The sequence below is a fragment of the Pandoraea sp. NPDC087047 genome (assembly GCF_044745225.1).
Taxonomy (GTDB): domain Bacteria; phylum Pseudomonadota; class Gammaproteobacteria; order Burkholderiales; family Burkholderiaceae; genus Pandoraea.
The window spans coordinates 238,656-261,286 of record NZ_JBIUZU010000003.1; the positions used below are offsets into that span (position 1 = coordinate 238,656).

General features: G+C 61.0%; 19 protein-coding genes and 3 pseudogenes. 15 read left to right on the forward strand and 7 right to left on the reverse strand.

The features are described 5' to 3' along the window. Positions 1-100: 100 nt before the first annotated feature. On the reverse strand, positions 101-1,288 hold the full coding sequence (locus ACIPHM_RS06620; RefSeq protein WP_400325825.1) for a lipocalin-like domain-containing protein: 1,188 nt from the start codon (positions 1,286-1,288) through the stop codon (positions 101-103). A gap of 184 nt (positions 1,289-1,472) precedes the next feature. Between ACIPHM_RS06620 and ACIPHM_RS06625 the strand changes: the two are divergent. Further along, positions 1,473-1,785: pseudogene (locus ACIPHM_RS06625) on the forward strand (hypothetical protein); the annotation flags it as partial. A 217-nt stretch (positions 1,786-2,002) separates the two neighbouring features. On the opposite strand, the gene ACIPHM_RS06630 reads toward ACIPHM_RS06625, so the two are convergent. Continuing rightward, a complete protein-coding gene (locus ACIPHM_RS06630) occupies positions 2,003-3,040 on the reverse strand; it encodes a hypothetical protein (RefSeq protein WP_400325828.1) in 1,038 nt (345 codons plus the stop codon). Between the two features lie 1,183 nt (positions 3,041-4,223). Then, complete coding sequence (locus tag ACIPHM_RS06635; protein WP_400325831.1) at positions 4,224-5,264, reverse strand: fatty acid desaturase; 1,041 nt, start codon at positions 5,262-5,264, stop codon at positions 4,224-4,226. Positions 5,265-5,362: 98 nt separating this feature from the next. Between ACIPHM_RS06635 and ACIPHM_RS06640 the strand changes: the two genes are divergently transcribed. The 5 genes from ACIPHM_RS06640 (at position 5,363) to ACIPHM_RS06660 (ending at position 11,009) form a co-directional block, all read left to right on the forward strand. Next, entirely contained in the window at positions 5,363-7,042 is a 1,680-nt protein-coding gene (locus tag ACIPHM_RS06640; RefSeq protein WP_400325834.1) for a rhodanese-like domain-containing protein, read from the forward strand. Between the two features lie 83 nt (positions 7,043-7,125). Continuing rightward, complete coding sequence (locus tag ACIPHM_RS06645) at positions 7,126-8,166, forward strand: PotD/PotF family extracellular solute-binding protein (protein ID WP_400325837.1); 1,041 nt, start codon at positions 7,126-7,128, stop codon at positions 8,164-8,166. Then, a complete protein-coding gene (locus ACIPHM_RS06650) occupies positions 8,163-9,305 on the forward strand; it encodes an ABC transporter ATP-binding protein (protein ID WP_400325840.1) in 1,143 nt (380 codons plus the stop codon). The genes ACIPHM_RS06645 and ACIPHM_RS06650 overlap by 4 nt, the downstream gene beginning before the upstream one ends. After that, a complete protein-coding gene (locus ACIPHM_RS06655; RefSeq protein WP_400325843.1) occupies positions 9,302-10,186 on the forward strand; it encodes an ABC transporter permease in 885 nt (294 codons plus the stop codon). The genes ACIPHM_RS06650 and ACIPHM_RS06655 overlap by 4 nt, the downstream gene beginning before the upstream one ends. A 10-nt stretch (positions 10,187-10,196) precedes the next feature. Then, positions 10,197-11,009 (forward strand): ABC transporter permease, encoded by an 813-nt coding sequence (locus ACIPHM_RS06660; RefSeq protein ID WP_400325846.1) that lies wholly within the window; start codon positions 10,197-10,199, stop codon positions 11,007-11,009. 41 nt (positions 11,010-11,050) lie between these two features. On the opposite strand, the gene ACIPHM_RS06665 is transcribed toward ACIPHM_RS06660, so the two are convergent. Then, positions 11,051-11,437 (reverse strand): DoxX family protein, encoded by a 387-nt coding sequence (locus ACIPHM_RS06665; protein WP_400325849.1) that lies wholly within the window; start codon positions 11,435-11,437, stop codon positions 11,051-11,053. Between ACIPHM_RS06665 and ACIPHM_RS06670 the strand changes: the two genes are divergently transcribed. Then, positions 11,436-11,576 (forward strand): hypothetical protein, encoded by a 141-nt coding sequence (locus ACIPHM_RS06670; RefSeq protein ID WP_400325851.1) that lies wholly within the window; start codon positions 11,436-11,438, stop codon positions 11,574-11,576. The genes ACIPHM_RS06665 and ACIPHM_RS06670 overlap by 2 nt on opposite strands. Positions 11,577-11,674: 98 nt before the next feature. On the opposite strand, the gene ACIPHM_RS06675 is transcribed toward ACIPHM_RS06670, so the two are convergent. Then, entirely contained in the window at positions 11,675-12,850 is a 1,176-nt protein-coding gene (locus tag ACIPHM_RS06675; protein WP_400325854.1) for a D-cysteine desulfhydrase family protein, read from the reverse strand. A 101-nt stretch (positions 12,851-12,951) separates the two neighbouring features. Here ACIPHM_RS06675 and ACIPHM_RS06680 point away from each other — a divergent pair. Together ACIPHM_RS06680 and ACIPHM_RS06685 are read left to right on the forward strand one after the other, a co-directional pair. Continuing rightward, positions 12,952-13,158 (forward strand): annotated as a pseudogene (locus ACIPHM_RS06680) (GntR family transcriptional regulator); the annotation flags it as partial. 33 nt (positions 13,159-13,191) lie between these two features. Beyond that, positions 13,192-13,392 (forward strand): annotated as a pseudogene (locus ACIPHM_RS06685) (peptide ABC transporter ATP-binding protein); the annotation flags it as partial. Between the two features lie 78 nt (positions 13,393-13,470). Here the strand turns inward: ACIPHM_RS06685 and ACIPHM_RS06690 are convergent. After that, entirely contained in the window at positions 13,471-14,490 is a 1,020-nt protein-coding gene (locus ACIPHM_RS06690) for a LacI family DNA-binding transcriptional regulator (protein WP_400325857.1), read from the reverse strand. A 123-nt stretch (positions 14,491-14,613) separates the two neighbouring features. Here ACIPHM_RS06690 and ACIPHM_RS06695 point away from each other — a divergent pair, with 123 nt between their 5' ends. From ACIPHM_RS06695 to ACIPHM_RS06705, 3 genes are all read left to right on the forward strand, one after another. Next, positions 14,614-16,146 carry an alkaline phosphatase D family protein gene (locus ACIPHM_RS06695; protein ID WP_400325860.1) on the forward strand — a complete coding sequence of 511 codons (1,533 nt, stop codon included), beginning with the start codon at positions 14,614-14,616 and terminating at the stop codon, positions 16,144-16,146. A 5-nt stretch (positions 16,147-16,151) separates the two neighbouring features. Beyond that, entirely contained in the window at positions 16,152-16,838 is a 687-nt protein-coding gene (locus tag ACIPHM_RS06700; RefSeq protein ID WP_400325862.1) for an HD domain-containing protein, read from the forward strand. Positions 16,839-16,954: 116 nt separating this feature from the next. Then, entirely contained in the window at positions 16,955-18,094 is a 1,140-nt protein-coding gene (locus ACIPHM_RS06705; protein ID WP_400325864.1) for a porin, read from the forward strand. Positions 18,095-18,136: 42 nt separating this feature from the next. Here the strand turns inward: ACIPHM_RS06705 and ACIPHM_RS06710 are convergent, their stop codons facing one another. After that, complete coding sequence (locus ACIPHM_RS06710) at positions 18,137-18,610, reverse strand: Lrp/AsnC family transcriptional regulator (protein ID WP_400326540.1); 474 nt, start codon at positions 18,608-18,610, stop codon at positions 18,137-18,139. Positions 18,611-18,822: 212 nt separating this feature from the next. Here ACIPHM_RS06710 and ACIPHM_RS06715 point away from each other — a divergent pair, with 212 nt between their 5' ends. Genes ACIPHM_RS06715 through ACIPHM_RS06725 form a run of 3 tightly spaced genes read left to right on the forward strand, consistent with a single transcriptional unit; the run spans position 18,823 to position 22,631 of the window. Beyond that, the gene (locus ACIPHM_RS06715; protein WP_400325866.1) at positions 18,823-20,121 is read left to right on the forward strand and encodes a Zn-dependent hydrolase; all 1,299 of its coding nucleotides are present in this window, start codon (positions 18,823-18,825) and stop codon (positions 20,119-20,121) included. A gap of 59 nt (positions 20,122-20,180) precedes the next feature. Then, positions 20,181-21,416 carry a diaminopropionate ammonia-lyase gene (locus ACIPHM_RS06720; RefSeq protein WP_400325869.1) on the forward strand — a complete coding sequence of 412 codons (1,236 nt, stop codon included), beginning with the start codon at positions 20,181-20,183 and terminating at the stop codon, positions 21,414-21,416. Between the two features lie 36 nt (positions 21,417-21,452). Beyond that, positions 21,453-22,631, forward strand: a complete 1,179-nt coding sequence (locus tag ACIPHM_RS06725) for a M20 aminoacylase family protein (RefSeq protein WP_400325872.1) — start codon at positions 21,453-21,455, stop codon at positions 22,629-22,631.

Sequence of the window (22,631 nt, forward strand, 5' to 3'; positions counted from 1 at the left end):
AAAAGACGAGAGTAAGCGGCAATCCGCCAAATTTCAAAACCCCATCAGTTTCACTCACATGCCATGAAATTGGCATGCCCCCGCCACCCCGGACTATTGCTCAATGACGCGAGAATTTCTTCGGCAAATGTGGGGAAAATTTCGCCAGCGAAGATAATGGAACGATTTCCATATAAGCCCTGCCACTTACCGCTGCACCGTTTATCACGCCAGTCACGGAGGAGTAACTCTCCATATAGTATATATTATGAATGTCAATTAAATTAGCAATGCCCATGAATTTTGAAAACATCGACCCAAACAACGTCATTTCCTGATCATCGATACAAGAAGTAACAATTAACTGACCTCCAGGGACAGTAACAATTTCTGCTGTTGGATAAGTGACGCCACTACGAGGACTGGTCCAGACAGGACCTGCCGCACTATCGCCCAATGCCTGTGGGTCTATTTCACTATAGGTGCCGTCAGCCTTTATGTAGGTGCCGTATGCCAGTGTGGTCCTGTCGTCAAGATCCTTGAGAAGGGAAATGCAATATTTTGTGCCATCCGATAGTTCAATGGCATACCAGTGCCAACCTGTTGCGATGCCACTGGGAGTGCCAAACTCATGATCGAACCATGAGACGCCGACCACTGGAACGACCAACCCATTATCCCTAATTACACCGGATGTTTTGAGATCGGTAAATGAATAGTATCTTAAAGATCCGGCAGCGTTTTCTGGCATCACTCCCTGATTGCCGTGAAGCACAGCCGGATTCTGTGCCTGCAAATTCAGGATCAAATCATATTTTTTCGAATTGCCACTCTCCTGGGGAACAAAAAAACTACCACTTATCTGACCATTTCCGTATTTCGCATTCATCCCCCAACCCAGCAGATTAATATTGTATCCACCATTCGGCAACAGCAAATCAGGTTGAATTGTAATTTTACTTGAACTGAAATGAGCGCTTCGATTCAAGTCGGAGATTGCAATATTCCCAACGTAAGCGGAAGATATCGGGAATAACCCAAGCCCCGAACGAAAAAATGTCATTTGATAACCGTAATCGTGCACAATCCCAAAAATATCCGTACCCGAAAGATGTCCAGTGTAGTACCACCACTCCAATGGCACATCGTGCGGAGACTCATCTCGCAGAATAGAGACGGGGGCCTCGACGCCAACATTCGCGTTCCCGGGTAATTTCACCGCCATTGGTTCACGGACCAATCCGGCTCGCACCAATGCATGATTTACGGTATTTGAAACCGCCCACTTCAAATACAATGCGATATTCATGCCTCCCCCCACATTGCATTGCCCCCTAGCCACACATACCATTTTGTGTTCCATGACTCCCCGGTACACAGCTCCCAGTCTTACAACAAGACCAGCAGGTGGCCCGATCATGTCGAATGAAAGGAACCGACCAACGCTGCCAACCGTAGTCTAGTAAAGTCCGTTTTCGGACAAGAAGACGAATATGACGAAGTGGTTCGCGGAAAGACAAGTAATCGGGTTTGTGAAAAAAGCCGATGGCTCCATGGAGGTGTCGGACGCTCACCGGCGAAAGACCTTGCAGGTGAGAGCGCTCGGATCAACAGGCTGCTGGCCGGGGCAACGATCGACATGGATGCGTTGAAGCTCGTCAGGGGAAAGTCCTGAGCCCGCAAGCCAAACGCAACGCAGTGGCGGCAATTCGTGAAAAGGTCACTTTCGTCATCGACCACGGCATTCCAGGTTTTTATGTCGCTCGTGCACTGGACCGCGCTGCTCGCGTCCGCGTCTACCCCCAGGTGGCGAGTCACTGCTTACTACGCTTGCGCAGGCGTAGGCGTCATCGCGGTCTGTCTCAAGGACTATAACGAGCCACGGCTACACGTCATATCGAACCACCTTCGTCAGCAGAGCTCGCCGTGAAACTTCGCGCAACAGCAATGCTCCTGCCGCATTCCGGGAACTGGGCTAAAGGACTTTGCTAGGAGTTTTTTGGCCTTGCCGAAGGGGGGCAGGTCAATTCGCGACTCGCACTGAGGTAAGCACCTCAGCCACCACGACTCCATCGGCAATGACGTCGCAATTGACGTTGAAGCGGTGATCTATTGGACTCTCACTAACATACGTTGCGACAAACGACACAGCTGTCGCTGCACCGATTAACTTATGTGCGACGAGTTCTGCCGTCAGCACATCATAAGACGCTGAGCGTCCGAGACGGTGTTCAATAAGCCGTCCCACCACCCGTAACGAGCAGGAAGCGAGAATGGCGACCGGCCAGGCAGGATAGTTCGGAAAATGTCCCGCAAATTCGTTAACAGAGAGTTGCCGACTATGGGCGACTAATCTGGTAGCCGACGGCGTGTCGAAGCTCAGCGGCACCGGTCGAACATACGGGGACGCTTCGGGTACCGCTATAGGGTGGTGCCGAAACCCTTCGAACATGCGATTGAACAGCGACTCCCGAAGGCATTGGTAACGCACGGTCAGCCGCGCAAAGGGGGCACCGTCGGACACATAGGAATCGACTTCAAGACTGCGGTGATTGAATCGGACCACGCGCGCGTTGGCTTGGAGTAACTCGCCATGAGTCTTGATGAGCGGTTCTCGCAAACGGATATAGCTTGCATGAGTTGCAAGATAGTAAGTCAAGTGGTGATCAATTTGCGCGGCCGCACATGATCCAAGGATCGCCAGATGCCGACCTATTTCCGCCGCCGTGACGGGGCCTGTTTCGCTCCCCAACGGCTGCTCTACAATAAACTCACCGTATATCTCTCCGAGAGTATTTTCGCGCAGTCGCTTGAACGCAAAATAGGGCGGCTGTACGGTGATTCTGCGGCATATCTCTTCAACTTCGATATCCACGAAGCCTGACGACTGACGTTTCTCGGGGTTCGACGAGGTATCCACAACATCCCTCTCTTTCAATATCTGTCCAAACGATCCGATCAGCGCGCGTCCCTCACCACTTCCCTTCTCATTGAGCGATCCTCCGCGCCATGTTTCCGCTTCTTCCGACGCTGCCCGAGCGTCGTCGAGGAGGTCGAACAACTGATCGGCACCGCTCCCTCCAGATCCGGAAATTTGCCTGCGCCCGGCACCAGGGCCGATTGCACCCGCGCACGCGGCCATCTTTCACCATCGTGTAGGCATCGAGTTGCCCGTTGACGAACCGGACCAGGCAATGAAACTGATTCTTTGCTTCGTCGTACCGATAGTGCAGCGTCTCATGCGAACGGCCACCGCCAGTTCGAGAGTGGCGCAAGCCGGGCGGAGCGTAGCAGATCATGTTATAGCGGGCGCGCGGACAGCGAATCGTTGAGCACGTCGACGTATTGGTCTCCAACAGGCCGCTCACAATCATGACGCTATCCCTGTCAGGGTGGAACGCGTGTTGCTCCTGTCGACACTCAACCCGTCGGGCAGCGCTAGGTTCATCTGCTTGACCAACATTTCCCCCCTCCTCAGCGCGGCCGCACAGCGCAGACGTGCCCGTGCTTGGATGTTGCAAGGCTCACTCAATTCCGACGAAAATGGCGCGATTCACGATTCATATCAAAGTATCTTTTGTAGAAGTAATCAAGCGTTTTCTTGCACGGACATACCTATCGATAGGAAATCACATTCGAGATCCTAACCACCATGAATCGACTCGCCGTTAGACCGGGAAAATTCGGTGCCAATAGGGTAGTACGTGGCATTTCGAGAGGTGTTCGCGAAGTCCTGCAAGGCGAGCCCTATGCCCTCAATCGACCGGTCGACCGGTCGACTAACATGACGTAGAGCCTTTATGGAAAATAGCTTGCGGCCGGTTTGAAACCTGGCGGTTTTTCACCTGCCACGCCGAAAAATCCGTCTACGGCTTTCTGAGCGATCGCTATGCTTCCCTATCACTCTGGCGCTCGGATCAGGCTTTTGCAGACTTCCTGCTGGCCGATCGCTACCGCAATGTCACCAACAGATTTGTTCAGGCCGTTGCTGTACACGCTGCCCGATGGGCAACTGGCATGAGTCGTACACCTGCTTGCCTTGCTGCTTGTCTGCGCAGCAGTGGGTGCGTTAGCGCTCAGTCTTGCGGCGCTCGTGCGTCAATTGCATCTCTTCGACTGAGCGCCGCGTGGGAACCCATTCCCTGCAAACATGACCGGACGGAAGTTCGACTCGGCAATGCACTCCATCTCAGGGGCGCATCTAGTGCTTTACCGGTCGTTCTCCATCGACAAAACCCCAGCACTCACCAACGCGGATGCTCCGGATGAAACACCGGCTTGAACAGATATCGACGGGCGATCTGACCGTATCCGCGATAGTAGAAATTCCCGTTGCCTTCGAGGGACGCTTCGCGGTTGCGGCGGAAGTGCCTCGGGATCTCGTACCACGGCATCGTCGGTGCGCGATGGTGGACGTAGTGGATATTATTGAAAAGATAAAGCAGTCCGAAAACCGCATTGGATTCGACGATGGCGACCCGCTCGTGAGGCGAATTGCCCCAACGATGTTCGGTAAATGTGCGAAGTTGCCCGAGCATCATTCCCGGGTAGACGAAATAAAGTAAATAATCGCCTAACTTCATATCGCAGACGACGATTACGTAATAGAGAATCGGAATGACGCTGATGAGGTGAAATATCCAGACTTTTACGTCCGAGAAATTACCGGCCGCCAGTTTGAGAATTTCCGTTTTCGCGAGTTTGTACAGACGCAGAAACGGGCCAAGTATCAAGCGAAAGGCGAGCGTCTGATTCGCCAGATAGATGGCGCGCCAGACCGGCCCATGCTGCTCCCACGCGGACGGCGAATGGTAAGCACTCTCGGTGTCTTTCTCGGGATGCGTCAAATGAAAATTGACGTGATGCGTGCTATGCCCCCGGTGATACATCGGATACGGAAGCCACAGGTTCAACGGCGGCCAGACCAGCGCCCAGCGGAGCTTTTTGGGAATGTGACGCAGGGCGTGAATGGCCTCGTGCTGCAACGAGAAATGCAACTGCGCAATGTAGCCGCCCAGCAGAAACAGTAACCATCCCGGCACCGCGGCGTGCCATTTCACCAGTGCGGCCCACGACAAATACAAGAGGAACGCCAGCACGAAAGTCGGTGCTTCGTATCGTTGCCACCAGCGCTCGGACGCGCGGGAAATCGAAGGCTTTAGCGGTAACGTAGTCATCAGGTAACTTGATATTAAATAATAAGATGACAGGGCGACTACCTGACATGAAGCCCCGCATGCTATCAGGAGAAGCAGGCGTTCTTTATCTGGTTTTTCACATTGCAAATCACAAATGATTGCTTTGCGATTATTAAAAAATCATTAGCATCGATGCCTTGAACCCGCGTTGGATCGCCCGATTACTGAGTCATAGATGGTCAAAGATGGTTAATGCCGCTCCCAACGAGACGGTCCAGTCAGCGCAGGATTCGGCTGCGCCGCACGGCTCCTCGATCTCCCCTCACTCGCTTCGGCAACGACTGCTCGACACCCGAGAACTCGCATTGCTGGACGTGCGTGAGGCGCGTCAGTACGTCGATGCGCATTTGAATCTGGCGCGACTCGCCCCGTTGTCCACGCTTGAGCTGGAAATTGGCAAGCAGGTGCCGAGAACGAGCACGCCTGTCGTTCTGGTCGACGAGCGTGGTGAATCGAATGGTCCGGCACATCGCGCACAGAAGCTGCTGGGAAGACTCGGCTATGACGACGTCAGCGTGCTCGCCGGTGGCGTGCAGGCATGGATTGGCGCAGGACTGCCGGCGATCGATGGCTATGGCACGCTCGTCAAAGCCTTCGGCGATCTGGCACGTCAACACTTTGCAACGCCCGTGATTCGCGGCGAAGACCTGCGCTCGCGACTGGCGAGTGCGCATCCCACGACCCTGATCGACGCGCGGCCACGCACCGAATTCGAATTCCTTTCCCTGCAGGGCGCCGACAACTATCCCGGCACCGAACTCTCGCTGCGTCACTGGCCCGAAGCCGAGCCGGAGCCACTCTGGGCGATCAATTGCTTTAGCCGCACGCGCGGCATCATCGGCGCCACCACGCTGGCGCTGCTCGGGCGCCGCAACGTCGCCTTTGTGGAAGATGGCGTCATGCAGTGGGCGCTGGAGCGCGCCCCGGTCGTGCAGAACGCCGGGGTGGCAGACCAACTGCCGCCCGCGTCGGACGAGACGCTGCACCACCGTGCCAGCGCACTGATCGATCGCTACGGTCTGACGGTGATATCGCCCGACGACGTCGAACGTTTTCGCGAGCAAGCCGACCGGACCCTTTATGCGTTCGATCTCCGCCCGGCGAGCGAAGGCCGGCCCTCGCAGACGTCCCAGACGTCCCCGACGGCTGCCGTGCGTAGCGTCGCCGGGGGACAGTTGTTCATGCATTTCGAGAATCTGATCGGCACGCGCAACGCCCGCATTGTGCTGTTCGACGATCCGCATCGCTTGCGTGCGGCGGTGACCGCTTTCTGGCTGAGCCAGCTCAATCAGGCCGAGATTTTCATCGTCGACGGCGAGCCGCGCGTCGATGCGCGTGACGAGCAGCGCAGCGACGCCCGGGCCGACGACACCCAGGACGGTTTGACGCCCGAGGCGCTGGCCGACCTGATCGCATCGCAGAAGGCGCACATCGTCGACGTCGGGCCCAGCCTCGACTACGAAACCCATCATCTGCCGGGCGCCTATTTCGTGCTGCCGTCGGCATTGGGCCGCTTGTCGCCGCTGCTGGTGACGGGGCGCCCCATCGTGTTCACCTCACCCGACGGCGCCGCAGCACGTCTTGCCGCCCGCGACGCGCGTGAGCAGTGGCCCGGCCACACCTTTGCATGGCTGACCCGCGGTACGAAAGGCTGGCAAGCGCAAGGGCGTCCGACGGAACCGCACTGGACCCCGTTGCAACTGCTGGGGCCGTTCGATGACGATTGGGGATCGGTGATGCGGGTCGCAGGACCGCGCAGAAATCGCGTGTGGGCCGACTACCTCGTCTGGGAACGGGAACTGAGCGCGCGAGTGCGTCAGGACCCCACCGTGCAGTTCCGGTTCTTCGAAACCGCCGGGCTGTAGCCAAACCCTTTCTCCCGCCGCGGCGCTCGGCCGGCCCGACACCCGAAGGCCGGCGTCGACGATTGTGCGTACCTGATTCTTGGATGCTTACTTTGGAACTCATGATGAACTTCACGCGAAACCGCTTCCTCCGGGCCGCACTGGCGATGTCCCTGCTGTCGGCCGCCGCCTTCTCCGTCAAAGCCCAGACCCCGTCGGACACCTTGACGGTGATGTCGTGGGGCATTACGCAATCCGCCCTGAAAGTGGTGAACGAAGCGTTCACGAAGAAGACCGGTGTGAAGGTGCGTCTGATCGCGCAAACCGGCTCGGCGGAAGGACTCGCGCGCCTGCAATCGATGCGCAATGCGCCGACGATCGACGTGTGGATGTCGACGTCCGCCGTTGCCGAGCGCGCCTTCACCGACAAACAGCTTTTCGTGCCGCTGCCGGCCGACAAGATGCCCAACCTGAAGAAGCTGCCGCCCGCACTGGTCACCGCGGGCTACGCCTCGCTCTACCAATATCCGCTGTCCATCGGCTATCGAACGGACGTAGTGAAGACGCCGATCACGTCCTGGGCCGATCTCTGGAAGCCCGAATTCAAGGGCAAGCTGGGGCTTCCCGATATCACGGCCTATCAGGGCCGCATTCTGCTGATCGCGCAGGCGGTCAATGGCAAGCCGGGTAACGTCGACGCCGCCTTCGATACCTTGAAGCAAGTGAAGCCGAATATCGCCATGCTGTACTCGTCCGATGCACAAGCCCGTCAGGCGCTCGCGCAAGGCGACGTGTCGGTGCTGGTCGAGACGCCCGCTCACCTGAAGAAAGTCGCCGACGCCGGCGTGCCGCTCAAGATCGTGAGCCCGAAGGGCACCACCATTGGCTCCGACGTCGCGATGATCGTGAATACGCCGAACGCGGACAAAGCGGCGGCTTACATCAACTTCCTGCTCGATACGAAGAACAACACCCAGATCGGCGAGATCCTGAACATGGCCCCGGCCAACCGCGAGTCCACGATTCCGGAAGCGCTGGCCAAGGTGTCGCCGTCCGCCGCCGACGCCGTCATTCCCGACGAGACGGAGATCAACCGCAACATCGCGGCCTGGTCTGCGCGCTTCAAACGAGACATCGCGCAATGACCTTGCAGCAGCACCTTGCGTCCCCCTCGCCCGAAACGAGGGGGGGACGGCTGACGATCGACAACGTCTCCAAGCGGTACGGCGCTTTCGCGGCGGTCGACGGCATCTCGCTGGAGGTTCCGGCGGGATCGCTGCTCACGCTGCTCGGCCCGAGCGGCTGCGGGAAATCGACGTTGCTCCGCATGATTGCCGGCTTCGTGGGCGCCGACACCGGCACTATCGCGCTTGGCGGCAAGCACATTCTCGATGTGCCTCCCAACAAGCGCGACGTCGCCATGGTTTTCCAGAGCTATGCCCTCTTTCCGCATATGACGATTCTGGAGAACACGATGTTCGGTCTGAAGATGCGACGCGTGCCCAAGCGTCAGGCGCGAGTCGAGGCCATGCAGGCGCTCGACCTCGTGAAGCTCACGGATCTGACCGAACGTTATCCGTCGCAACTGAGCGGCGGACAACAGCAGCGAGCCGCGCTCGCGCGTGCGCTCGTCACCCACCCGAAAGTCTTGCTGCTCGATGAGCCGTTCGGCGCACTCGACAAGGATTTGCGCGATCAGATGCAGCTCGAATTACGCAAGCTCCAGCAGTCGGTGGGTGTTACTACCGTGTGCGTGACGCACGATCAGCGCGAGGCCATGATCATCTCGGACTACATTGCCGTCATGCGACACGGCAAGGTGGTGCAGTTCGGCACGCCGCTCGATATTTACGATGCACCCAGGAGTCGCTTCGTGGCGGATTTCGTGGGGTCGTCCAACAGCGTTAGCGGCCGGATCGGGAAAATCGATTCGCAGGTCGCCGAGTGCATTCTGGATAACGGTGACCGTCTGCAGGTGCCGGCTTCCAAGCATCTGGCATTGGGCCAGACGATCGAGCTGGCGATCCGCGCGAACGCGATCCGCCTCGCCGTCGACGGGCAACGCACAGCGTTGCCGCAGACCTCCGAGACGCATGCAACGCTCGCCGGGATCGTCGCGTTCTCGATCAATCTTGGCGACATGGTGAGGTACGAAGTGCGGGTGGGCGAGGGGCGGTATTTCGTGGTCGAAATCGAGCGCCAACCGGGGCAGCTGATGATCCCGAACGGCACGCCGGTGGATCTGAGCATCGCAGCGCAATCGTGCATGGTGCTCGACGCATGACGGCCCGTATCATCCGCGCATTTACGTCTCAGGCGTCATGGTGGTTCATTGCCCCGTCGCTGCTGGTGCTGGCCATTTTCCTGTCCGGCTACTTCCTTCTCGTCAAGGCGAGTCTGCTGCATCCGCTGCCGGGACGCTTCGACGGGGAGGGGCCCCTGACGCTGGATAACTTCGAACGCTTTCTTCGCACGCCGTCGGAGTGGCGCGTGCTGCTGCAAACGCTCAAGGTTTCCGCCGGTCTCACGATTGCCGCGATACTCATCGGGTTTCCGGTGAGCTTTGCCATCGTGCGCGCGCAAACGGCGCTGCGCCGCTTCCTGATCGCCGCCTTTGTCCTGACGCTGCTCTCGGGCACGGTGACCCGTGCTTATGCGTGGCTGATCATTCTGGGCAACAAAGGCGTGATCAACGGCACGCTGATTCGGCTCGGCATCATCGACTCGCCGATTCCGATGATCTACAGCAACGTCGCGGTGTCGATCTCGCTGGTTCACTACATTCTGCCGTTTTTCGTTCTCACGCTGATCGGCGCACTGAAAAACGTGCCGCGGGCATTGGAGGAGTCGGCGGTGAGTCTCGGCGCGTCCCGGTTGTCCGCGTTCTGGCATGTGACGCTGCCGCTGAGTCTGCCCGGCATCGTCGCATCGAGCGCGTTGTCGTTTTCCATCGCGGTGAGCTCGTTCATCTTCCCGTTGCTGCTGGGCGGCGGACGTGTGCGCTTCGTCTCGAACGAGATCTACGACCTGATCTTCGTGAACTTCGATTTGCCCATGGCGGCCACCTCCGCTTTCATCTTCTTGCTGACTTCGCTATGTGCCGTCTGGCTATTCTCGACCCTGCAACGATTCGCCGGTGGACGTCTGCACCGGCAGGCACATTGAGGGAGGCGCTATGAGTGCATCGTCGCGAGACTTTTCCAGTTGCCCGCCGGCGCTCAAATACTTCTCGATCGTGGTGGCGGTGCTGATGCTCGCGCCGGTGGCCATCGTCGTGCTGTATTCGTTCAGCGCCACCTCGTATTTCTCTTTGCCGCCGACGAAATTCTCCTTGCAGTGGTTCGAGAATTTCTTCAGCAATGACGGATTTCGTGAGGCGTTCAAGAACAGCCTGCTCATCTCCTTCATCGTGGCCCCGATCACGCTGATTATCGCGGTGCCCGCATCGTATGCGTTGACGCGCGGAACGTTTGCGGGCCGTCAGGCGATCACGGCATTGCTGATGTCGCCGATCATCGTGCCTGGTGTCGTGTCGGGGGTGGCGTTGCTGGCGTTGAGCTACAAGGCGGGGATCGGCCCGGGATTCGGCGCGCTCGTGGTCGGCATGATTTGCGTTTCATTGCCTTACGCACTGCGGGCGTTGCTCGCGAACATGCATGGGCTGCGTCACGAACTGGAGGAAAGCGCGAGGAATCTCGGGGCGACCAATTGGCAGGTCTTCCGTCTGATCGTGATTCCGCAATTGCGCCCCGGTTTGCTCGCCGGGGGCATCTTCATCTTCGTGGAGACGATCGATAACTTCACGATTGCCTCGTTCCTCGTGACGCCGACCACGACAACCTTGCCCGTCGAAGCCTATTACTACATTCGCGACTTCGACGACCCGACGGTCGCGGCCATGTCGTGCGTTCTCTTCCTGCTCTCGACGATCCTGGTATTTGCGCTGGATCGGGCGATCGGGTTGGAGAAAGCATTCACCACCGCGTGACGCGACGTGAGGCGGGGTGAAGCGAGGCGGGGAAAATTCGCTTACGCCTTCGATGAGGCGTGGCCAGGCTGCGCGAACAGCAGCAGGAAGCCACCGGCGATGGCGATGTTCTTCAGAAAATTATTCAACTGAGCGCTGAACTGGGCGGGGTCGGCGATCCAGAAGCGATGGCCGATGAAGGCCGTTGCCACGGTGTAGATCGCGAGTGCGAGCGCCAGCGGCTTGAGACGCCAGCCCAGAATCAACGCGATACCGCCGCCGGCTTCAATCAGGATGACCAGCACAGCAACGACTTCGCTGAACGGCAGGCCCATGGCCGTGAAGTACCCGACCGTCGCCTTGAAGGCGAAAATCTTGCGAATGCCTGCGATCAGGAACAGGGCCGACATCAGCACCCGTGCAAACCATTGAGTATTGAAACGAAGCATGGTGATTGTTCTCATCCAAAAGCAAACTGCATCCGATGACGATATCGGCGATCCGTACGAGCTCGTTCCTGCGCGTGCTGCCGCAGGTGGCGAATATCATATCGACGCGATGCGCCGCAAGATATGCGGGATCGGGTAACTTAAAGTTGCACGGACGGAACAATCGAAGATCGTCTTTTCGACGGCGAAGCGTGCTAGCCGAGATGCGCGGCCAGCACGCGTGCGTGACTCGACAGGTTAGCGCGGGGCGCGGGCGCGGCGTTTTCCACCGGCCGCGCCGCTCGACTTGCCCGTGTCCGGTTCCGCTGGCGATGCGGCGGACTTCCCGCCATTCCAGCCTTTCCCTGCGCGGTCGCCCCTCGTTGCGGCAGCCGGCTCCGCTGCAAAGGTGCTGCGATAGGCGAACAGGCCCGGCGTGCCGCCCGTCGCAATGAACAGCACATTGCTGTTGGGCGAGAACCGATCGGTGGCTATGTCCGCGAGCAGCCCCGAGAACGCCTTGCCCGAATACACCGGGTCGAGCAGAAGGCCCTCCGTGCGCGCGAGCAGTTGCACGGCGTCGATCATGGCTTGCGTCGGAATGCCGTAGGCGTCGCCACGATACTCGCCGTGCACGAGGACATCCGCCTGTTTGTCGAACGGCGTGCCGCTTGCGCCGAGCAGCGCGAGTGCCTCCTCGACCAGGTGCACCGTTTTCGCATGCGTTGACGGCTGATCCAGCAGCACCGAATACGCCTGCACGATCTTGCCGCGCTGCGCCGCGATCTGGAATCCCGCGACCAGACCCGCTTGCGTGGCGCTGCTGCCGTTGGGCACCACGACATGATTGAATTCGATGCCGCTCCCCGCTTCGAACGCCAGAATCTCGTGCGCACAGCTGGCATATCCCAATGCCCCGAGCGGCGACGAGCCGCCGGTCGGAATTACCATAGCTCGCTTGCCTTGCGCCGTCAGTTCCGCAGCGCGCGCGTTCGCGATTCCCATGACATCGCTGCCCGTGGGCAGGAAGGTCATGCGAGCGCCGAATATCCGGTCCAGCAGGACATTCCCGCCTTCGTGATAGTCCGTTCCCGGCACGGGCACCATGTCGGCCAGCAACAGTTCGCACGACAGCCCCAGTTTCGCGCAGGCGGCCGCCGTCAGACGTGCGTGATTAGACTGAATCCCGCCCATGGCAATGACGGTGTCGACGTTTGTCGCCAGCGCCTCCCCGAGCAGAAACGCCAGCTTCCGAAGTTTGTTGCCGCCACCGCCGGTGTCTCCGAGATCGTCCCGCTTCACATAAATGCGGATGCCTCGTTTGTCTGCACCGCACGCTTTTTCCAGCCGTTCCAGACGTGCTACGGGCGTGGGCTGACTCATTAAACTGACGGTCGGAAACGTGTCGAGCGCCGACTTCAACGAAGAGATCATGGTGGCTCCGGGCGTGGCGGGTAAAGGGTGAAAAAGTATACGGATATCTGAAATTGTATGATCGTCGAGCCATGCATTCCAGCCTTGATTGACGAGCATACGTGACCTACACCGACAACGCATCGCTATCCACTGCCGAGCGTGCCTACGAAGCGATTTGCCGGCAGAGTCTGTCCGGAGAATTGCCGGAGGGCGCACCGATTCGTCAGGATGAAATCGCGGCGCAAATCGGTGTGAGCAAGATCCCGGTGCGTGAAGCGCTGATGCGCTTGCAATCCGAAGGCTGGGTGTCGCTCAAGCGCAATGCGGGCGCCATCGTGTCGCCGCTCACCGCGAGCGACCTCGCGAACGAGGGCATGACGATGTTGCTCGCCACGCACGAGAACGAAATGGGCTTCGCACGCGAGGTGGCGTCGGAAGTCTGTTTCCTGTGCGATGGCGTCGTCTGTGAAGAGGGGCCGCCGGAGCAGATTTTCGGTGACCCGCAACAGGAGCGCACGCGCGCGTTCCTGCGAAGCATGCGTCAGGCGAAGCGTCTGTAAGCATTGCCCCCTCGGATGGTGCCGTTCGAGGGGGCTTTCCCTTGTCTTTACCGTTGCCGTTGCCCCTACGTTCGCGACTCAGGCCACGCAGGGCCCGGTCGAATCCCGCAGAATCAAACGCGTTTGCACCGTGCTGACCGTCGGCGGTTGTCCCGCGCGCTTGCGCAGGAAGATTTCGACGGCCGATTCGCCGAGCGACTGCGTCGGAATGGCGACGGTCGTCAGCGGTGGTTCGAGCAGCGACGCCAGTTCGATATCGCCGATGCCAACGACCGACACCGACTTCCCAACCGTCAGGCCGCAACGCGTGACCGCGCGATACACCAGCGGGGCGAGCAGATCGTCGTCGCAGACGAACGCCGTCGGCCGATCCTCCTGAGACAGCACGGCTTCGATGGCTGCCGACGACGTTTCACCGAACGGCACCTCGATCTCCCATCGGGCCTCGTACGAGAGGCCATGCGCCTGCAAACCCTCCCGATACGCACGTGAGCGCACGCGAAACGTGTTGGCTTCCAGATCGAAGCCCACGCGCGCAATGCGCTTGTGCCCCAGCGACGCGAGGTGATCGACCATCTCCCTGACGATGACTTCCGATGGGATGAAGACGTCCGCGCCGTCCGGCGAATCACCGTCGACCACGACCACCGACGTCGGCATGATCTCCAGCGCGCGCGCCGTCCAGGACGCTTCCCAGAAAATCATGCCGTCGAAGGCGTGGGCATCGAGACTCAGCAGCAGACGCTCGGGGTCGTTGCCATATTCCCCGGTGTTGATGAGTACCGTCGCGTAACCGTGGGTCGCAGCGTTGCCGATGATCGACTTCAGGACCGATGCGAAGTAGGGGTTCGAGACGTTCGGCACGCCGAGCGCCAGCAGCTTCTGCGTGCCGAGCTTCAGGCCGCGCGCCGATGAATTCGGCCGGTAGCCCAGCGTCTGCGCCGCCTGAAGGATCTGATCGCGCCGCTCGGGCGTGACGCGTCCCTCAGCCTTGCCGGCGAACACCAGCGATACGGTGGACTGGGAGACGCCCGCCAAGCGGGCAACATCGCGGCTCGTCGGCCGCCCTGCCGGTAGTTTTTCCTGCTTATCGCTCATTGAGCTCATTCGGGCGTTGAGTTTCTAAAAATACAGGTTTAGTGGTTAAAATCCGTCAGTCATACGTATGACATGATCCGAAATGCATACTTCGACGCATTCGCAGTGTAAGGGGAAATTGCAATGAAGCGTCGTACCTTTCTCGCCGGCACCGGCATTCTCGTGGGTGCTCCGGCGGTCATCATCCGGCAGTCGAGCGCCCGCAGCTTGTCGCACGGCACGTCCTTTCCGTTCTCGGTCGCCAGCGGCGATCCGACGCCGGACGCCATCGTGCTCTGGACGCGTCTGGCGCGCGACACCACCGACACCACGCCCGTCGCCAGTGGCCCGGTGAATGTCGAATGGGTGGTCGCGACCGACCGTCGACTCTCGAAGGTCGTGCGGCGCGGCGTCGCCGTGGCGCAACCGATGTACGGCCATTCGGTGCATGTCGATGTCGCGGGCCTGGCCTCCGATCGCGAATATTGGTACGCCTTTCGCTGCGGCAACGAACTGAGCCCCGTCGGCCGTACGCGTACGCTGCCGTCCGAGCGCGGCGACATGTCGCGCTTCCGGTTCAATGTCGTGTCTTGTCAAAACTGGGAGCAGGGGTATTTCGATGCTTACGACGGCATGGCCGCCGACGATCCGTCATTCGTGATGCATGTGGGCGATTACATCTACGACGTGAGCCGTGGGGGCGGTGTGCGCGCACACGAGCGACAGGCGTTGCCGATGACGCTCGACGACTATCGCCGCCGTCACGCGCTGTATAAGACTGACGCCGCATTGCGACGTGCGCATGAAACGTTCCCATTTATTCTGACGCTGGACAATCACGACGGCCTCGAAGACGACACCGCCGACATCACGTTGCTCAAACGCCGCGCCGCTGCCTATCAGGCGTGGTATGAGTTTCAGCCGGTGCGCTATGCGCCGATGCCCGCCTCGCCGGCCATGCAGATTCAGCGCGGCTACGACATCGGGAATCTGATGCGCATTACGATCCCTGACACGCGTCAGTTCCGCGATTCGGAGACGCCATGCGCGAGCGAGTCGGACGGAAAGTTCGCGTTCGGCGTCTACGAGCGCGCGTGCAAGCACAGCGAAGCGGCAGAGCGTTCGATGCTCGGCCGTGGACAAGAGCTGTGGCTGGCGGACCGTCTGCAAAAGTCGCCTGCGCAATGGAACGTGATCGCGTCGACGGTGAAAATGACGCCGTTCGACATGCGGCACAATGGCGAACTCTATCGCTACCTGCAATCGTGGGACGGCTATCCGGCCGAGCGCAATCGCATCCTGGACCAGATCGTGGCCGCCCGCGTGCCCAATCCGGTGTCGCTCTCGGGCGATATCCACTCGTACATGATCTCGTCCGTCGTGCGCAATGTGGGCGACGATCCGCGCACCGCGCCGATGACCGAACTGGTGGGCACGTCGATTAGCGCACTCTGGCCCGAGCCGCTGGCCAGGCCGATGGCGGAGGGCATGCCGCACAACCCCCACGTCAATTACTTCGCGAGTGAGCAGCGCGGCTATATGCGCTGCACGGTGACGCGCAACGAGTTGCTCACCGATCTGCTTACCATCGACTTTACCGATAAACCCGGTGGCACCGTTCGCACGAGCAAGCGCTTCGTGGTCGAGAACGGCAAAACCGGCGCACTGGAAATCTGAACGCCATGAATCACCCCGACAACCTGTTGCAGCAAGCCTTCTTCCCGCATGGCGATGTCATCGCCGCCGTGCTCGACACGCTGGGTGTCTCTGCCGACCGGCAAGACAGCGACGACGGCTCGCACGACTGGTCGCATCTGATTCGCGTGTGGAAGCTGGTGACGCAGATCGCTGCCGACGAACCCGCGCTCGATCTGGAGATGCTCGCGGTCGCCACGTTGCTGCACGATTGCGTGCAAGTGGAAAAGACGGACCCGCGTCGCGCGCAGGCCTCGCGTCTGTCGGCGGACAAGGCGAGCGAGGTCTTGCGCACGCTGGGCTGGGACGCCGCGCGCATCGACGCCACCGCGCACGTCATCGAAGCCCACAGCTTTTCGGCGGGTGTCGAGCCCCGTTCGCGCGAGGCTCGCGTCTTGCGCGACGCCGATCGTCTCGACGCCATCGGCGCCATCGGCATCGCCCGCACGTTCTACGTCGCGGGGCGCAACGGCTCGCGACTTTACGACCCGCTCGATCCCTTCGCCGCGCACCGTGATCTCGATGACCGCCGCTTCGCGCTCGATCATTTCGAGACGAAACTGCTGCATCTTGCCGACGGGCTCCTGACGTCCACCGCGCAACGTATCGGTGAGCATCGCATTGCCACGATGCGGGCGTACGTCGACCTGCTGCGCGAGGAAATCTCGCCATGACAGCCACGGGAGATCCGTGCGGCCACGTATCTCCCGACCCCTGATCTCATAGCGCTGACGAATAACACATGAAAATTCGTCAACCGTTGTCTATTTAATTAGTTATGCAAACTAACATGATGAAGATGCCGCTTGCGGCAGGTCTGCTGCTGGGTGCTGTCTGCGCGATGCCGTGCGTCGCGCAGGCGCAAAGTTCGGTGACGTTGTACGGCATCATCGACACCAGCTTGCAGTATGTAAATCACGCGGGCGGAAAGCAGAGCCAGATTTCGATGGTCACCGGCAACGGTCTCGGCACGCGCTGGGGGCTGACCGGCACCGAGGATCTGGGCGGCGGATTGCAAACCGTCTTCAAGCTGGAGAACGGCTTCGATTCGACCAACGGACGCTTGTTGCAAGGCTCGCGCGAGTTCGGACGGCAAGCGTATGTCGGCCTGACGAGCCGCGAGTGGGGTTCGGTGTTGATCGGGCGTCAGTACGATCCGCTCATCGATCAGGTGCTGCCCACGCAGGGCAACTTCTTCGTGGCGGGCTACTGGACCGCGCCGGGCGACGTCGATAACTCGCAGAACACCGCGCGAATCAACAACGCCCTGAAGTGGACCAGCCCGGTGTGGCGCGGCGTGCAGATCGAGGGCATGTATGCGTTGGGCGGTGTGCCGGGCGCGCAAGGCGCGGGGCAGACGTACAGCGCAGCGGGCTCGTACACCTTTGGTCCGGCACGTGTGGCGGCGGGATATCTGCACATCGACAACGGCAACGCCGTGGCGGGCACACGCGGCACGAGCACGACCGACTTCCTCTTCGTCAGCGCCGTGAACCGGGCGTATGCGAGCGCGAAGTCCATCGACATCTACCGTGCCGGGGGACGGTACACCTTCGGCAACGTGACCCTCGGCGGTTACTACAGCCAGTCGTATTACAACGCCGACGCCGCATCGACCTTCCGAACGACGCAGCGCTACGACAGCTACGGCGTCTATGCCGTGTGGCAGATCTCGGCCGCGCTCACGGCACAGACGGGGTACGACTATCTGAACGCGTCGGGCGACTCGTCGGCGCACTACCATCAGGTGAGCGCTGCCGTGGACTACAGCCTCAGCAAGCGCACGGACCTCTTCTGTGTAGTGACGTATGCGCACGCGACCGGCTACAACGGTATCGGCCCGGCGCAGGCGGCCATCGCGACGGTCTATGTCGACGCGGGCACCCGTTCGCAGATGTACGTCACCGCCGGTGTGCGGCACAAGTTCTGAGCCGCCGCCGCATCGCAAGTCAGGCCCGCGCCGTCGCAACGTTCAGTCTGCGACGGCGTCCAGCGGCACTTCCAGCCCGACTTTCACGTTGCTCATCGAGACGAGTGTCTTGAAGCGCTTGACGTTGTTGCTCTCGAAGAAGAGCGCGCGCGTGAGCGCCGTGTACTGCGCCATGTTCTGCACGACCATGATGACGACGAAGTCGCATTCCCCCGCAACGTAATAGCACTGCTGCACCTGCGGACACGCCAGAAAGCTGCGCTTCATGGCGTCGAGCAGATCGAGCCGCTCGTTTTCCACCTCGACCTCGGTGATGATCGTGAGCGGATAGCCCACACGCTCAGCATCCACCAGCGACACGGTTTTGCGCGTCACCCCTTCCTCTGCGAGCTTCTTCAGCCGCCGGTTCACCGCGGCGGATGACAGATTGACCTGCGCGCCCAACGCATGCTGGGGCGTCGTCGCGTCTTCCTGAATCGCGGCGAGCAAGGCGATGTCGTAGCTGTCGAGGGTCATGGTGCGCAATAAAAACTCGATTAGAGTGCCAAAAATGCGTAAATCGTACGCACTGGGCGGAATATTATTCAGGCTGTCCGATGATACTCCGCTAGCGGCAACCCCCGGCATTTGGCGCCGCGCGGTGCCTCGGCAAAACGGATCAAGCGATTCGCAAACGACTCGCAAACGACTCGCGCCTCCCGATTCCCACAAGAACCACCGACCGACTCATGTCCGACATCAAAGCCGCTGTCCCTCTTCATCTGAATGGCCCCGTTCTGCTGCAACAACTGCGCGCGCTGGGCGAGATCGGTGCCGATCCCGTCGCGGGCGGACGCACACGCGTCGCCCTCACCGATGCCGAGAAGGCCGGTCGCGATCAGGTCGTCGCCTGGATGCGCGAGCTCGACCTGCACGTGCAGGTCGACCGCATCGGCAATATCTTCGGCACGCTGCCGGGGCCGGCGAAAGCCACGTCGGGCCAGCTGAACGAAGTGCCACGCCCGCTCATGATGGGGTCGCACATCGACACTGTCATCAACGCAGGTGCGCTCGACGGCTGCTACGGCGTGCTCGGCGGGCTGGCCGTCGTGCGGGCGTTTCGCGATGCGGGCATCGTGCCGTCGCGGGCGATCACGGTGGCGGCGTTCACGAACGAGGAGGGCGCCCGCTTTCATCCCGACATGATGGGGTCGCTGGTGCACGCGGGCGGTTTGCCGTTGGAGGAAGCCCTCGACGCCATCGGCACAGACGGCGCGCGACTGGGCGACGAACTCGCGCGCATCGGCTATGCCGGCGAGATGACGCCGGGCACACTCGTCCCGCACGAATACCTCGAATTGCATATCGAGCAGGGGCCGGTTCTCGAAGCGGAAGGGCTGGAGATCGGTGTCGTCGAGAACTTGCAGGGGATTTCGTGGCAGCAGATCACCGTGCAGGGCAACGCCAACCATGCGGGGACGACGCCAACGCGCCTGCGTCACGACGCGGGCTATGTCGCCGCCGCCACAGTGGCCGAGTTGCGTCGCATCGCGGTCGAATCGGGCACGACGCTCGCCACCGTCGGCACGATGACGTTCGAGCCGGGCGTCATCAACGTGATTGCGCGCCGCGCCGTGTTCACCGTCGACATGCGCGATCCGCACGAGCAGCGTCTGGCGGCCAGCGAAGCGCGTCTGACCGAGTTCCTGAAGAAGATCGCGCAGGAGGAGGGCGTGCGCATCTCGACGGAACGCCTCGCGCGCTTCACGCCCGTGGTCTTCAACGCCGAGTTGGCCGATGTCATCGAGGCGAGCGCCAGGCGCATGGGGCTGTCGTACAAGCGCATGACGTCCGGGGCCGGACACGACGCTCAGATGATCGCGCGCATCGCGCCAGCCGCGATGATCTTCGTGCCGAGCCGTGGCGGCATCAGCCACAACCCGCGCGAGCATACCGACGACGATCAACTGGTACGCGGCGCCGAAGTGCTGCTCGATGTCGTCGCGCAACGTCTTGGTGTGGCGCAACAGGCTCACTTACCCCAATAGGCCCACGAAAGCCGCTAACCCCGAGCCCCTGAACATCCCGTAATACCGGAGCCCCCCAAATGCTTTACGTCAATCCTCATGCCACGCGCGTGCCGTATCCGGCCGATCTTCAGGACATCATGAGCATCGCTCGTGCGCAGGAAAGCCGCGAGTGGCTTGCGCATTGGGATGGGCTCACGCCCGGCAGCACGCCGCTGCGCTCGCTGCCGGATCTGGCGGCGTCGCTCGGTGTGCGCAGCGTGCTGGTGAAGGACGAAGCGCGGCGCTCCGCGCTCGGCAGCTTCAAGGCGCTCGGCGCGCCGATTGCGCTGGTGCGTCTGTTGTTGCGTCAGTTCGAGGGGAGAGGCTTCACGGCGAAGTCGCTGTTGAAGGGCGAGGACCGCGATGCGTTGACCGGCTTCACCACCATTAGCGCCACGGACGGCAATCACGGCCGCGCGCTGGCCGCCGCAGCGCAGCGCATCGGATGCCGTTGTGTGATCGTGCTGCACGCCCATGTGAGCGACGAGCGCGAGCAGGCGATTGCCGCCTACGGCGCCGAGATCGTGCGCATTGCGGGAAACTACGACGATTCGGTCGAAGAGGCGGCGGCGCTTGCGGCACGTCATGGCTGGCATGTGGTTTCGGATACGTCCTACGATGGGTACGAGGTCATTCCGCGCGACGTCATGCAAGGTTATGGCACGGTGGCGGCGGAAGTGACTGAAACGTTGGCGGTGCAGAATGGCGGTGCATCGCAGGCGGCCAGCCCCATCACGCATGTCTTTCTGCAAGGCGGCGTTGGGGGATTGGCCGCAGGAATCGTGAGCTATCTTTGGGAGCGTTGGGGCGCGCAGCGTCCGGCGTTTGTGGTGGTGGAGCCCGAGCAGGCCGATTGTCTGTACCAGAGCGCCATCGCCGGGAAGGCCGCATCGGCATCGGGTTCGGTCGATTCGGTGATGGCCGGGTTGGCATGCGGCGAGACGTCGCCGCTCGCGTGGCGTTTCCTGCAACCGTCGGTGGACGCGTTCATGACCGTCACCGATGCGCAGGCGGTGCAGGCGATGCAGCGTCTCGCGCATGGCAGTGACAGCGACGTGCCCTTCGTCGCCGGCGAGTCTGGCGTCGCTGGGCTTGCGGGATTGATGCGCGCGGCGGCAACGCCCGCAATGGCGTCTGCGCTTGGCCTCACGCCGGATTCGCGCGTCCTGCTGATCAGCACCGAAGGGGCGACGGCACCTTCGGTCTACGCGGAACTCGTGGGTGAGTCTGCGACGTCCGTCGAGCAGCGCCAGCAGGCGTGGCTTGCACGCTAACGACACTATCGACCACGGCATTCGGAGACGTCACGTATGCGTCAGGACATCGCACAAGACACGTATTTCGCCAAGGCGCTGACCGATTGGCGACGCGCCTTCCATCGTCAGCCGGAGACGGGTTTCGAGGAAATCGGCACATCGAAGACGGTCGCGACGATTCTCGAGAGCCTCGGGCTGGATGTGCATCGCAATATCGGCGGCACGGGCATCGTGGCGAACCTGCGCGTGGGCGACGGCACCGGGAGCATCGGCATTCGTGCCGACATGGACGCCCTGCTGATCGCCGAGCAGGCGCCGGGGCGCGAATACGCGTCGCAGGTGCCGGGAAAAATGCACGCGTGCGGCCATGACGGTCATATGTCGATGGTGCTGGGTGCGGCGAAACTGCTCGCCGAATCGTGTGACTTCAATGGCACCGTGCGCTTCATCTTCCAACCCGCCGAGGAACACGGCCGCGGTGCGAAGGCGATGATTGCCGACGGATTGCTGGCGCGCTTTCCCATCGACGCGATCTACGGCGTGCACAACATGCCGGGCATCCCGGCGGGACGCATCGCCACGCGCACCGGCGGCATCATGGCGAGTGAAGACAACTTCGTCATTCGGATTCGCGGCAAGGGCACGCATGCGGCGCGTCCGCATATGGGGGTCGATCCGCTGGTGATCGGCGCACAGATCGTGGTGGCGCTTCAGACGGTCGTGTCGCGCAGCGTCGATCCGGGGCTGTCGGCGGTGGTGTCGTGTACCGAATTTGTCACGGACGGGATTCGCAACGCCATTCCGACGAACGTCGTCATCAAGGGCGATACACGCAGCTATACGCCCGACGTTCAGCAATTGCTGGAGACGCGCATGCGCGAAATCTGCATGGGTGCGTGCGCGATGCACGGCGCGCATTGCGAATTCGAATACACGCATGAGTTCGCGCCGACGGTGAACTGGGCCGGCAACACGGCGCTCGCCGTGCGCGCGGCGCAGAAGGTGGCGGGCGAGGGGATGGTCGACGCGCAGACCGCGCCGATGATGGCCTCGGAGGACTTCGGCGTCTTCTTGCAGCACGTGCCGGGCAACTTCGCGTTCATCGGCAACGGCTACGGCGACGAACCCGGCGCGATCCCGTTACACAACGCTGGCTATGACTTCAACGATGCGATTCTGCCGCTCGGCGCACGCTACTTTGCGCAGCTCGTGCGCGACAGCCTGCCGCGCTGA